At 61.1% G+C, this 12,888-nt stretch carries 14 protein-coding genes and 1 pseudogene; 10 read left to right on the forward strand and 5 right to left on the reverse strand.

Annotation, left to right across the window (positions count from 1 at the left end; translation table 11 throughout):
• Positions 1-22 precede the first annotated feature (22 nt).
• Positions 23-910, forward strand: coding sequence for a DUF2950 domain-containing protein (locus tag PMI22_RS27625; RefSeq protein WP_007942605.1), 888 nt, complete (start codon positions 23-25; stop codon positions 908-910).
• A gap of 143 nt (positions 911-1,053) precedes the next feature.
• Here the strand turns inward: PMI22_RS27625 and PMI22_RS27620 are convergent, their stop codons facing one another.
• The 5 genes from PMI22_RS27620 to PMI22_RS27600 form a co-directional block, all read right to left on the reverse strand.
• Positions 1,054-2,235, reverse strand: coding sequence for a carboxylate-amine ligase (locus PMI22_RS27620; RefSeq protein WP_007942606.1), 1,182 nt, complete (start codon positions 2,233-2,235; stop codon positions 1,054-1,056).
• Positions 2,207-2,494 (reverse strand): hypothetical protein, encoded by a 288-nt coding sequence (locus PMI22_RS27615; RefSeq protein WP_007942607.1) that lies wholly within the window; start codon positions 2,492-2,494, stop codon positions 2,207-2,209. The genes PMI22_RS27620 and PMI22_RS27615 overlap by 29 nt, the downstream gene beginning before the upstream one ends.
• Positions 2,495-2,625: 131 nt before the next feature.
• Positions 2,626-3,450 (reverse strand): DUF3618 domain-containing protein, encoded by an 825-nt coding sequence (locus PMI22_RS27610; RefSeq protein ID WP_007942608.1) that lies wholly within the window; start codon positions 3,448-3,450, stop codon positions 2,626-2,628.
• Positions 3,447-3,878 carry a phage holin family protein gene (locus PMI22_RS27605; RefSeq protein ID WP_007942609.1) on the reverse strand — a complete coding sequence of 144 codons (432 nt, stop codon included), beginning with the start codon at positions 3,876-3,878 and terminating at the stop codon, positions 3,447-3,449. Before PMI22_RS27605 ends, PMI22_RS27610 begins: the two co-directional genes overlap by 4 nt.
• Positions 3,878-4,525 (reverse strand): hypothetical protein, encoded by a 648-nt coding sequence (locus PMI22_RS27600; protein ID WP_007942610.1) that lies wholly within the window; start codon positions 4,523-4,525, stop codon positions 3,878-3,880. Before PMI22_RS27600 ends, PMI22_RS27605 begins: the two co-directional genes overlap by 1 nt.
• Before the next feature lie 211 nt (positions 4,526-4,736).
• Here PMI22_RS27600 and PMI22_RS27595 point away from each other — a divergent pair, with 211 nt between their 5' ends.
• From PMI22_RS27595 to PMI22_RS27555, 9 genes and pseudogenes are all read left to right on the forward strand, one after another.
• Positions 4,737-5,408 carry a GntR family transcriptional regulator gene (locus tag PMI22_RS27595; RefSeq protein WP_033048642.1) on the forward strand — a complete coding sequence of 224 codons (672 nt, stop codon included), beginning with the start codon at positions 4,737-4,739 and terminating at the stop codon, positions 5,406-5,408.
• A 114-nt stretch (positions 5,409-5,522) separates the two neighbouring features.
• Positions 5,523-6,455, forward strand: coding sequence for a 4-hydroxyproline epimerase (locus PMI22_RS27590; RefSeq protein ID WP_007942613.1), 933 nt, complete (start codon positions 5,523-5,525; stop codon positions 6,453-6,455).
• Complete coding sequence (locus tag PMI22_RS27585; protein ID WP_007942614.1) at positions 6,452-7,567, forward strand: NAD(P)/FAD-dependent oxidoreductase; 1,116 nt, start codon at positions 6,452-6,454, stop codon at positions 7,565-7,567. Before PMI22_RS27590 ends, PMI22_RS27585 begins: the two co-directional genes overlap by 4 nt.
• Positions 7,560-7,796 carry a (2Fe-2S)-binding protein gene (locus tag PMI22_RS27580; protein ID WP_007942615.1) on the forward strand — a complete coding sequence of 79 codons (237 nt, stop codon included), beginning with the start codon at positions 7,560-7,562 and terminating at the stop codon, positions 7,794-7,796. Before PMI22_RS27585 ends, PMI22_RS27580 begins: the two co-directional genes overlap by 8 nt.
• On the forward strand, positions 7,793-9,049 hold the full coding sequence (locus PMI22_RS27575) for an NAD(P)/FAD-dependent oxidoreductase (RefSeq protein WP_007942616.1): 1,257 nt from the start codon (positions 7,793-7,795) through the stop codon (positions 9,047-9,049). The genes PMI22_RS27580 and PMI22_RS27575 overlap by 4 nt, the downstream gene beginning before the upstream one ends.
• A 74-nt stretch (positions 9,050-9,123) precedes the next feature.
• Positions 9,124-9,873 carry an AraC family transcriptional regulator gene (locus tag PMI22_RS27570; RefSeq protein ID WP_033048644.1) on the forward strand — a complete coding sequence of 250 codons (750 nt, stop codon included), beginning with the start codon at positions 9,124-9,126 and terminating at the stop codon, positions 9,871-9,873.
• A gap of 230 nt (positions 9,874-10,103) precedes the next feature.
• Complete coding sequence (locus tag PMI22_RS27565; protein WP_007942618.1) at positions 10,104-10,922, forward strand: ABC transporter substrate-binding protein; 819 nt, start codon at positions 10,104-10,106, stop codon at positions 10,920-10,922.
• A gap of 10 nt (positions 10,923-10,932) precedes the next feature.
• Positions 10,933-12,705, forward strand: a complete 1,773-nt coding sequence (lhpI, locus tag PMI22_RS27560; RefSeq protein WP_007942619.1) for a cis-3-hydroxy-L-proline dehydratase — start codon at positions 10,933-10,935, stop codon at positions 12,703-12,705.
• Positions 12,698-12,888 (forward strand): annotated as a pseudogene (locus tag PMI22_RS27555) (amino acid ABC transporter permease); the annotation flags it as partial. The gene lhpI and the pseudogene PMI22_RS27555, both read left to right, overlap by 8 nt.

The raw sequence follows: 12,888 nt of genomic DNA on the forward strand, positions 1-12,888 counted from the left end.
CAATCCTCGAGTAAAGGCACTCATGGGCTTGCTTCGTCAGTCCCTGGCGATCACGGCAGGCGTTGTGTGGTCCTGCATGGTCATGGCATATCAGGAATTCCCAACGCCCGAAAAGGCCACTGAAGCGTTCGTCGAAGCACTGGGTACGAAACAGGCCAATAATGAACGCCTGACCGAGTTACTGGGTACGGAATGGCGCAGTTATATCCCTCGCCAAGGCGCGGAGCGCAAAGATGTCGATGCATTTTTGAAGCTGTACCACGAACAACACCACCTTGAAAAAACCAGCGACAACGAGATGATCCTCTCGGTCGGGACCAACAAATGGCCAATGCCTATCCCTATCGTAAAAGGCCCGAAAGGTTGGCACTTCGACATCAAGGCCGGCAGTGCGGAAATCCGTGCGCGTCGAATTGGCCGCAATGAATTCGCCGCGTTGCAATCGGTGCAGGCCTATCACGACGCCCAGATGGATTATGCGTCAGTGGATCGTGACGGTGACGGCGCACTTGAGTATGCGCAGAATATCTACAGCGCCCCCGGCAAGCACGATGGGCTGTATTGGGCAGACGACGATAGCGGTCAGATCAGCCCGTTGGGTCCCACGTTCGGCAACGCCATTGCCGGAGAACCCTGGCATGGTTACTACTTCCGCATCCTGACTGGCCAAGGTCCTTCGGCACCGGGTGGCGCCTACAGCTATCTCATTGGCGACAAGATGAGCCGGGGTTTTGCACTGATCGCCTGGCCGGCGAAATACGCTGATACCGGGGTGATGAGTTTCATGATCAGTCATGACGGACAGGTGTTTGAGAAAGATCTGGGGCCTGAGGGTGAAAAGGTCGCGCAGTCGATGAAACTCTTTGATCCGGATGACAGCTGGAAAGAAGTCACGGTAGATGAAGACTAGAAGTAGAACAGCCGCTGCGCCTGGCACCATTCAATTAAGGCAATCACGCAATTTTTGTAGCAGCTGGCGAAGCCCGCGTCCGGCTGCGCAGCAGTCGTGAAATCAGACGATGCGGTGATTCAGCAAGACCGCAAGCTCAGGTTTTACGACTGCTGCGCAGCCGGACGCAGGCTGCGCCAGCTGCTACGAGTCTTATTGCATGGCGCTTGCGATGTTTCCACCAGCAACTGATCCACTACTTGCGACAGAGCGCTATGAACATCCTCGGTGCCGGTCAGCGCTCGCTCGAAAACGCTGCGCTGGCGGTCTGCACTGGTACCGCTGCGCAGAATCCGGCGAGCTTGGGAAAAGACGTTTTCCACACATAAATCCCGCGCCGCCTCGCCCAGGATCTGCTCCGCCAGGAACAGCCACTGCTCAGCCGAGAAGGGTCGGTCGTACCCTTCAACAATGAAGGATGCATGGATTCCAGAACGTTTCGCCCGCCAACGATTTTCTTTGAGAATCCAGTGAGACGTGGGCGACCAGAACCGTCCTGGCCGGGTTTGATCAATGGCGTCGGCAACCAGCAATCGAAACAATGAGGCAATACACAAGGCATCTTCCAGGCGGGGACACGCATCCGTCATGCGCAATTCCAGGGTCGGATACCGGCAAGCGGGTCGTAATCCCCACCAGCATTCGCTGGCCTGCCTGATGGTACCTGTACCAATCAGCAAGGCGACGTAGGCCTCATAGGCCGCTTCATCCTCGAAGTACTCCGGAATGCCCATCCTCGGCCACTCATCACACGCGGTCTGCCGGTAGCTCATAAAGCCGCTATCGGCGCCGTCCCAAAAAGGTGAAGAGCTACTCAGCACCAGCAACAACGGCATCCACGGCAACACGTGGTTCATGACTCGAATACGGTCCAGGTGTTCCGGCACCTCAACATGCACATGCAGGCCGGAGAGCACGCTACGCCTGGCCACGCGCTGATAGTCTTCAAACATCTGAGTAAAGTGATCCTGCCGGGTGGGCTCTTGCACACGCCAGTCTGCCAACGGGTGGCTCCCGACACACAGCAGTCCAAGACCATAAGACTGGAGCGTGCAGCGCAACGATTTGCGAGTGCTGACAAAGTACTGTTCGGCCTCGGCAATACGGGTGAAAACGGGAGAAGCCACTTCGATTTGGCCTTGGAACATCTCATACGCGAAACATTCGCCGATCGCCGCCTTGCACGCGTCAATCGCCGCGCTGGGCGGCCGCTCGGCCATACGTCGAGTGTCCAGATCAGTGATGAAGTATTCCTCTTCAATCCCGAATTTCAGATGTCTGTTCATCGATGTGCCCTGAGTGATAATCCTCCCCCGCTACTGCGCGCAGAAAGGCCTGATCGGCCGCAATTCGCAAATCTCGCCACTCTTGCCAACTGACCATGCGCTGACGGTCCATCTCGTCCGATTGTCGTAGCAATTCCTCGTGCCAGGCCTCAGGGGAGTCCATTCGCAATGCGATGTTTTCGAGTGCTCGATGCCAGGAATCCAGCGCACAAAGTCTTCGTTCCTGAGCCTGCGTCAGCTGGTTTCTGAAGGCGTTCATGGCAGTGCAATCCCGGAGGTATTTCTGAATGGATCAACAGGGTTCGACGCAGGTTCATGGGGGCCGACAAGAGGTGTTGACGTACGAATAACGGGAGGCCTGAATGGACCTCCCGTTATTCATAGCCGCCTTTAGGAAGTACCCATTCCTCGAGACAGATCGGCTGGGGCATCGGGTGTTTCGCGGTAATCGCGTTCCGGTTTCATGCCTGCGTCCGCTTGATCCGTCGTTTTTGTCACCGTATCGCGCACCGCCTCGAAACCCTCCCGCGCCTGTTGCTTGACCTTGTCGGCCAGCCCTGCGCTGGACTTGCCCATGTAGCGTTGCTCGGTCGCTGTCGAGGGCAATGCAGCGCCCAACATCGCCCCCAAGGCGATACCTGCAGCTGCGACCATCAGTGGCTGCTCTTTGAGCAAATGGCTGAGTTGATTGCCCATCACTTGTGTACTGCGCACCAAACGGTCGCTGGCGTCATGAACGGCGTGGCTGACGCTATCGGTGGCCGCTCCCAGGTTGTCACCCAGGTGCGCCGCTTTGCCTTTCACGCTCTGGTAACCCTCCTTGAGTGTGTCGGCAGTCTGGTGCAGATGGTCACGCGCACTGTCGATGCCGTCAGCCAGGCCATCGGCCCACTCCCCGACCTTGTTCTGATCAGTACTTGCGGGATAAACCGGGCGTGGGGTCGGCGGACGGTTCTGGCTCATCATCAACCACAGCAGCCCCACCGACGTTAGCACCGCAGGCACGGGATTATTGCGCACGCTGGTGCCCAAGTTGGTCAGGAAAGTCGTACCGTTGTTCTGCATGAAAGACAACGCCTGATCAAAGGCCTGTCCTGGGGTAAATTTGCTTTCCAGGGCATCGACAATGTTGCCGATACTCGCCCGCTGCGCATCGATATCGCGCTCGATGGCCTCGGGGCTTTTTTGCGACTCGTATTCGAATTCACTGTTCATGAGACTCTCCTGCGCAGCGCTTCCTGATCTTTGTTCAAGGCGTCCAACGTCCGGTCTGGCTTCAAATGGGACGGTTCGAACTGTTTTTTTCCAGCTTGCAGCATGGCGAACCCGACGATCATCACCACCACACCAACGATCAGTGCCGCCAACCACGGCGCCATCACGATGCTCAGGCCATAGACGGCGGACATCAACAGGATGATGAACCCCGCCAAAAGCACAACCGCCCCGCTCGCGACTCCGGCAATGCCAGCCTTGAGCGTTGTAAGGCTGGCCTGAAGCTCGGCTTTGGCCAACGCCAGTTCCTTGGTGAACAGCGCCGGCACTTCGCGGGCTAACTGTCGCAATAGTCCGACGACCGAAGCATCAGGATCGGGTACGGGCAACGGTGTCGCCCCTGGGAAATTCGGATCTTCTCTGTTCATCACAGTGCTCCATTGGCGTTTGTCGAACCGGGGCTCGAAGGCGTTGCAAAGTCCGAAGGGTGGCCGTGGTCACTGGGTGCCGTCGGCGTGACGATGGTGCCGCCAGGGCTTTGATCGGTGCGAGATGGAATGGAAGTTTCGTAGGGGCGTTGCGCGCCAAATCCACCTGACGTCGGCATTGAGTGGCCCGCTGCCGGATCGCTGGCATCCGGGAATGTCGCCGCTGGCGCGGCACCGGCCTTGAGAAAGCGCGACAGGCCAAAGCCCAGCGCAATGCTGCCGGCTATGAACAAGGCAGGATTGTTGCGAGCCAGATCGGCGCCGTCATGGAGCAACTGTTCGGCACTCTTGCCACGCAGGTTCCCGGCCAGGCCGCTCATGGACTCGGCCATGTCCGACAGGTAGTCGGACATGCCCAGTGTGTCCTTGTCCTGCAACTCAGCAACGAACGATTTCGCCCCGTGGGCCAGTGCCTCCATCTGGTCGGCTGCCGTATCCCGGTATTGACCAAATTGCGCATCAGCCTGCTCTCTTGCGCCGCCCAGTGCCTCTGTCACGTTTTCCTTCAAGTGTTCAAAGCCCTGCTCTGCCCCTCCGGTGTCGGGTTTATCGGGCTGACTCCCGGTTGTGCTGTCTGAAGTAATCATGTCGTCCCTCGCCTTCTGAATGAAAAAGCGTAATCAGGGTTCGCCACGAAATACCCGCAGCCCCCCTTATTCCAGATGACGGGGCGGCGGTACGGGGAGTTCCAACGGATTGATGAGCGATGCGCTCGGGTTGACACCTGAAAGGGGCGAGGGAGATCCGTTAAAGAATTTCGTATACCCTAGCGCTATCTCACTCCAAACGACCGCCGACGTGAATCTACCCAAACTCAACGCCCCCGACCTTGGCAATACGCCTTCGACCTCGGAAATCATCACCCGCCATCTGCGGGACGCGATCGTCGCCGGTCATTTTGCCGAGGATGAACCGATTCGCCAGGACGATATTGCCCGTCAGTTCAACGTCAGCAAAATTCCGGTGCGCGAGGCCCTAAAGCGACTGGAGGCCGAAGGGCTGGTGATGTTCCAGCGCAATCGCGGGGCGATGGTCACGCGGATTTCCGACGCAGAACTGGCGCAGATGTTTGAAGTACGCATGTTGCTGGAAGACAAGGTGCTGCGCCTGGCCATTCCCAACATGACCGAACAGACCTTCGCCCGTGCCGAGAGCATCTGCCAGGAATTCATCGGCGAAGACGACGTCGGGCGCTGGGCCGAGCTCAACTGGGAGTTGCATTCCTGCCTGTACGAGCCGGCGCAGCGACCGTTTCTGGTCAGCCTGATTCGTTCGGTCAACGACAAACTGGAACGCTACCTGCGCATGCAGATGAGCCTGTCCGCCGGCAAGGAGCGCGCCGATCACGAGCACCGCGAGATCCTTGCAGCCTGCCGTGCCAAGGATGTGGAACTGGCGGTGAAGCTGTTGGATGAGCACATTGCCGGCGTCTGCAAGACCCTCTTCGAGCATCTGCCCCACGCCCACTGACGGCTGCGGACACTGTGCCGATTTCGTCATCGGCACCGGTTAAATCCATCAAGCCGACACCCGCCCGCACGGGCCACTCTAGCGTTCACTCAACCGAATGGACGTGGCCCCCCCATGAAAAGCATCTCCGTCATCGACTCCCACACCGGCGGCGAACCGACCCGTCTGGTGACCGCCGGTTTTCCTGAAGTGGGTCGCGGCAGCATGGCGCAACGGCGCAAAATCCTCGCCGATCAACATGACCAATGGCGTGCGGCGTGCGTGCTGGAACCACGGGGTAGTGATGTGCTGGTGGGTGCCCTGCTCTGCGAACCCGTAGACCCGAGCGCCTGTGCCGGGGTGATTTTCTTCAACAACAGCGGTTACCTGGGCATGTGCGGCCACGGCACCATCGGCCTGGTGGCGTCTTTGGCGCACATGGGCAAGATCGGGCCCGGCGTGCACAGCATCGAGACACCGGTGGGCACGGTGCAAGCCACCCTGCATGCCGACCATTCGGTCAGCGTGCGCAATGTGCCCGCTTATCGTTACCGCAAGGATTTGGCATTGCAGGTGCCGGGGATCGGTCAGGTGATCGGCGATGTCGCCTGGGGCGGCAACTGGTTTTTCCTGATCGCCGACCACGGCCTGCGGGTGTCAGGCGACAACCTTGAGACGCTGACCGCTTATACCTACGCAGTGCAGCAGGCACTGGAAACCCAGGGTATTCGCGGTGAAGACGGCGGCCTGATCGACCACGTCGAACTGTTCGCCGATGACGATCGCGCCGATAGCCGCAACTTCGTACTCTGCCCGGGCAAGGCCTACGACCGTTCACCGTGCGGCACCGGCACCAGTGCCAAACTGGCGTGCATGGCGGCTGACGATAAGTTGCAGCCAGGGCAGATCTGGCGCCAGGCCAGTGTCATCGGCAGCGAGTTCGAAGGCTCCTTCGAATGGCAGGGTGAGCGCATCATCCCGACCATTCGAGGCCGCGCCTTCATCAGTGCCGAAGCCCGTCTGATCATTGAACAGGACGATCCTTTCGCTTGGGGCATTCGCCCATGAGCCAGGGCCGTGTGGCCGATGTGATCGTCATCGGCGCCGGCATCATCGGCGCGGCCTGTGCCCAGGGCTTGGCGCGTCGCGGCTTGCAGGTGCTGGTGCTCGATGCCGGTCTGCACAACGCGACGGCCGCGGGCATGGGCCACCTGCTGGTGCTCGACGACAACCCGGCAGAACTGGCCCTGAGTGACTATTCCCTGCAGCGCTGGCGCGAGCATGCGCCGGACTTGCCCGACGGCTGCGCTTACCGCAACAACGGCACGCTCTGGCTGGCCGCCAACCCCGAGGAAATGGCGGTGGCCCACAGCAAATACCTGAACCTGCAAGCTCAGGGAATCGCCTGTGAGCGGGTTGGTGCCAGTACCTTGCGCCAGCGTGAACCGGAGTTGCGCGAGGACCTTGAAGGGGGACTGCTGATCAAGGGTGACGGCATTCTCTATGCGCCCGCCACGGCCAACTGGATGCTCGACACGCCGAACATCCACCAGCGCCGGGCACGGGTCACGGAGGTCGATGGCCATCGGGTACGCCTCGATGACGGCCACTGGTTGAGTGCCGAAGCGGTGGTGCTGGCCAACGGTGTCCAGGCCAGTGAACTGTGCCCTGAGTTACCCATCGAGCCGAAAAAAGGTCACTTGCTGATCACCGACCGCTACCCCGCCACCGTCACCCACACGCTCGTGGAACTGGGTTACGTCACCAGCGCCCACAACGCCAAGGGCCCGTCCGTGGCCTGCAATATTCAACCGCGTCCGACCGGGCAATTGTTCATTGGTGCCTCGCGGCAATTCGGCACGACCGATCCGCAGGTCGAAGGCTGGATGCTGGCGAAAATGCTCAAGCGTGCAGCCCACTACATGCCGGGGTTGGCACGGCTCAATGGCATCCGCGCCTGGACCGGTTTTCGTGCCGCCAGCCCCGACGGCTTGCCGCTGGTGGGCCAGCACCCACAACGCCAAGGCTTATGGCTGGCGGTCGGTCATGAAGGATTGGGGGTGACCACCGCCCCAGGCACGGCGGATTTGCTGGTCGCGCAACTGTTCAACGAAACCCCGCCACTGGCCGCTCAACCCTACCTGCCCCAGCGTTTCCTCGGAGAACCTGTGTATGCCTGAATTGATGCTCGACGGTCAGGCCCTGAGGGTCGCCGACGGTACCAGCGTCGCCGCGGCCCTGGCGTTGGGTGGCAACGGTTGCAGTCGCACCTCGGTCAGTGGACAACGGCGCGCACCGCTGTGCGGCATGGGCATCTGCCAGGAATGCCGGGTGACCATCGACGGTCGCCGTCGCCTCGCTTGCCAGACCCTCTGCCGTGACGGCATGCAAGTGGAGACACAGGCATGAACGAATACGCCGACATCTTGATCATCGGTGCCGGCCCCGCCGGCATGGCCGCCGCACTGGCAGCGGCCCCCAGTGGCGCCCGCGTTGTCATGCTCGACGACAACCCGCTGGCGGGCGGCCAGATCTGGCGCGACGGCCCGCAAGCCAGCCTCCCCGCTCAGGCCCGTCAGCTGCGTGAGCGCTTGCAGTCCCACGCCAATATCCGACATCACAGCGGCACTCGGGTGATCGCCAATCCCGGCACGAAACAACTGCTAGTCGAAGACGACGATCGCGGCTGGCTGATCAGCTATGAAAAATTGATCCTGTGCACCGGTGCCCGAGAGTTGCTGCTGCCCTTCCCCGGCTGGACACTGCCTGGGGTGACAGGGGCCGGGGGTTTGCAGGCACTGATCAAAGCTGGCCTTGCGGTGCGTGACGAGCGCGTGGTGATTGCCGGAAGCGGCCCCCTCTTGTTGGCCAGTGCGGCTACCGCCAAAAAACACGGTGCCACAGTGCTACGCATCGCCGAGCAAGCTTCACTCGCGTCTGTCGCCGGTTTTGCCGCGCAACTGCCGCGCTGGCCTGAGAAATGGCTACAGTCGTTCAGCTTGTTCAACCGTCATTACCGTGCAAGCACTCATGTCATCGCAGCCCTTGGCACTGACCGACTGGAAGGCGTGCGCCTGCAACAGCAAGGCAAAATCAACGAACTGGAATGTGAGTGGCTGGCCTGTGGGTTCGGCTTGATCCCGAATATCCAATTGGGCCAGGCACTGGGTTACGCCATCGAAGGACAAGCGTTGGCGGTGGATATCTGGCAGGCCAGCCACCGCGCCGATCATTACGCAGCGGGCGAATGCACCGGGTTCGGCGGCAGTGAACTGGCCTTGGCCGAAGGTTCGATTGCCGGATACAGCGCTGTGGGAGATCTGGAAAAGGCCCGCCAATGGTGGCCACGCCGGGCACGCTGGCAAGGTTTCGCCAAGGCACTGAACCGGGCCTTCGCCCTCGACCCGCACCTCAAGTCCCTGGCCCGCCCCGACACCCTGGTCTGTCGCTGCGAAGACGTGCACTACGCCACACTGACTGAACACAGCGACTGGCGCGAGGCCAAGCTGGCCAGCCGTTGCGGCATGGGTGCCTGTCAGGGCCGTGTGTGTGGCGCCGCCGCTCAGCATTTATTTGGCTGGCAACCCTCGGCGTCGCGCCCACCGTACAGCCCGGCGCGGATCGAGACGTTGATGAGCCTGGACGACACCCCGCCAGGGTGATGCCCGTGCCTGGGGTTTCGGTCATGCGGCCGAGCCTCTATGATCCGCAGGTCGCCCTCGGACCTCCCAGCGCTATGTACCCCTCACTCACCACCTTCAAACCCTGCGACCTGCCGACACTGCTCAGCAACCTTCAGCCCATCGCGCCGTTGCTCGACACCCTTTCGGACGTGGTGTTTTTCATCAAGGATTGCGAAGCTCGTTACGCCTTCGTCAACCAGACGCTGGCGCGGCGTTGCGGTTTTAAACACAGCGAACAATTGCTGGGACTGACCGCCGAGCATGTCTTCCCGGAAAACTTCGGCCCCCTGTACACCGAACAGGATCGGCGGGTGTTATCCAGCGGCCGTATGCTGGCCGACCAACTGGAACTGCACCTGTATTTCGGTAACCAGCCGATCTGGTGCCTGACCCACAAACTGGCCCTTCACGACGAACAGGGTCGCATTGTCGGCCTGGCCGGTATCTCCCGGGATTTGCCAACACCCCAGTCCACGCACCCGGCGTACCTGAAGCTCGCCGCCGTGGATGCGCATATCCGCAGTCATTTCGCGCGTCCCATCAGCCTCGCTGAATTGACGGCCATTGGCGGTTATTCTGTCGCGCAACTGGAGCGTCACTGCAAACGGGTGTTCCAGCTCACACCGCGGCAGATGATTCACAAGGCGCGACTGGAAGAAGGCTCGCGCCTGTTATTGCACACCGACCTGCCCGTCACCGAAATCGCCCTGCGCTGCGGTTACACCGACCACAGTGCCTTCAGCCGGCAGTTCCGTGCACTGACCAGTTTGTCGCCAAGTCAGTATCGCGATAATCAGCGCTAGGCCGGTCACCGGTGTTCCCTAAAGGGGCGCCCGCACAACCACTGCTCCCATCTGTAACACCGACCTGCATCACACCGAACCGGCGTTGCGCCGCTGCAACACTTCTACTTCAAGGGCTGACGGTCATTTCACCGTTCTGACTGGAAAACGGCACGTTGATTGCTATTGTTAATATCGTATACGAAATCCCCAATACGATATTCAACAGCACTTCACTCACCGAGGCCTCTATGAAAAACCCCGCATTTGCCGTAGCCCTCAGCGCTGTTCTCAGTACCCTCGTTGTCGCCAACGCCCAGGCTGACAAGCTCGACGACATCATCGGTGCAGGCAAGCTGCGCTGCGCCGTGACCCTGGACTTCCCGCCCATGGGTTTTCGTGATGCCGCCAACAACCCGGCCGGCTTTGACGTGGATTACTGCCGCGACCTGGCGAAGATCCTCGGGGTCGAGGCTGAAGTGGTCGAGACGCCATTCCCGGACCGCATTCCGGCGCTGGTCTCCGGGCGCGCCGATGTGATCGTCGCCTCTACGTCCGACACCCTGGAACGGGCCAAGACCGTCGGCCTCACCGTGCCCTACTTCGCATTCCAGATGGTGGTGCTGACCCGCGACGATACGGGCATCAACGGCTTCGACGACCTCAAAGGCAAACCCGTGGGCAACACCAGCGGCACCTATGAGGCCATCGCCCTTGAGAAAAACGTGAAGAATTGGGGCACTGGCAGCTTCCGTGCCTATCAGTCGCAGAACGACACCCTTCTGGCCGTTGCCCAAGGCCACATCGACGCCACCGTGGTCACCAACACCGTCGCCGCCGCCACCCTCAAATCGGGTAAATACAAAAACCTCAAAGTCGCCGGTAACGCCCCGTACGTGATCGACTACGTTTCCCTCGGCGCCAAGCGCAACGAGTACGGCCTGCTCAACTACCTCAACCTGTTCGTCAACCAGCAGGTACGCACCGGTCGTTATCAGGAGCTGTTCGTCAAATGGGTCGGCACCGATATCTCGCCGGCCAACCTGACCGTGCCACAGGTTTACTACTGAGATGTCCGGCATGCCTGGGTCCGTTTCTCTGACCGGTCGCAGCCTGGTCGCGGGCGCCGCTCAAGGTGCCCTGCTGTTCGCCGATGTCGGGCTGAGTTTCTGGGGTGGGGTTGACGCCAGCAGTGGCGAAGTCATCGATCGCCACCACTCGCTCAGCGGCGAATATCTGTCGGGGTGTGTGCTGGCGATTCCCAGCGGGCGCGGTTCGTGTACCGGCAGCAGTGTGTTGATGGAGCTGATCAGCAACGGCCATGCACCGGCGGCACTGGTGCTGGCCGAACCGGATGAGATCCTGACCCTGGGCGTGCTGGTGGCGCAGACCATATTTGCCCGTTCCCTGCCGGTGCTCTGCATCGGCCGGGAGGCGTTCGCGACCTTGGGCGATCACGCTTTCGCCCGGGTCGATGGCGCCACGCTGAGCCTGTTCGAGTACCTGCCCGGTGATACCTGGCAGGCGCTCGACAAACCTTGCACCGACAGGCGTGCTTCCATCGAGCTCACCGAGTTTGATCAGGCGTTGCTCGACGGTCAGCACGGTCAAGCCGCGCAAATGGCCATGCACATTGTTCTGCGCATGGCCGAGCTGCAAGGGGCGCGAAGTCTGGTGGACGTCACCCAGGCGCACATTGATGGTTGCATCTACACGGGGCCTGCCAGCCTGCGCTTTGCCCAACAGTTGGTGCAATGGGGCGCGAAAGTGCGGGTGCCCACCACCCTCAATTCGATTTCCGTGGACCAGCGCCGCTGGCGCGAATTGGGCATCGACCCGGCCCTCGGCGAGCCGGCCAGTGCCTTGGGCGATGCCTATATGGCGATGGGTGCGCATCTGAGCTACACCTGCGCGCCTTACCTGCTCGACACTGCGCCCAAGGCAGGCGAGCAGATTGTCTGGGCCGAATCCAATGCCGTGGTGTACGCCAACAGCGTGCTCGGCGCACGCACCCTGAAGTACCCGGATTACCTCGACATCTGCATCGCCCTCACCGGCCGCGCCCCATTGATCGGCTGCCATCTGGACGAGCAACGCAAGGCCCGCTTGCAGATCGAGTTGCCCGTACTCGGTGAACTGGACGATGCCTTTTACCCGCTGCTCGGATATCACATCGGTGCCCTGGCCGGCAGCCGCGTGCCGCTGGTACTGGGCCTGGAAAACCGTCAACCGAGCCTCGACGATCTCAAAGCCTTCGGTGCGGCCTTCGCCACCACCTCGGCGGCGCCGCTGTTTCATATCGCCGGGGTTACACCGGAAGCCCTCGACCCGACACAGGTACTGGAAGCGGATGCATTCATACCCGTGGAAAAAATCCGCCTCAAAGACCTGCTGAAAAGCTGGCGCGAGCTCAACACTGCCCGTGACCACCGGGTGGATGTGGTGTCGCTGGGCAACCCGCACTTTTCCCTCAGCGAATTTGCACATCTGGCGCGGCTGTGCCGGGGCCGGCACAAACACCCGAACGTGGTACTCGCCATCACCTGCGGTCGCGCGGTGCTGGAGCAGGCACGCCAGGCCGGGCATATCGCGGTGATCGAAGTCTTCGGCGCCACCCTGGTCACCGACACCTGCTGGTGCATGCTCGGGGAGCCGGTGATTCCACCGGCCGCCACCACCCTGATGACCAACTCCGGCAAGTACGCCCACTACGCCCCTGGGCTGGTGGGTCGCAAGGTGCATTTCGCCAGTCTTGCCGAGTGCGTCGATACCGCGTGCAACGCCATCGCCAGCGGGCGTCTGCCGGCCTGGCTGCAACCCGCCGCCCAACTGGAGAGCCCCGCGCATGTTTGACTACACCTTCCAATGGCGCTCAGCCCTGCGCGCCTTGCCGGACATGCTCGCCGGCGCCGTGGTCACCTTCGAGACCGCGGCCCTGTCGATGATCTTCGGGGTGCTCATCGCCCTGGCCCTGACGGTCATGCGCGAAAGCAAAAACCCGCTGTTGCGCGGTATCGGCGTTTTTCAAGGTAGTTG

The sequence above is a fragment of the Pseudomonas sp. GM21 genome (assembly GCF_000282215.1).
GTDB lineage: Bacteria > Pseudomonadota > Gammaproteobacteria > Pseudomonadales > Pseudomonadaceae > Aquipseudomonas.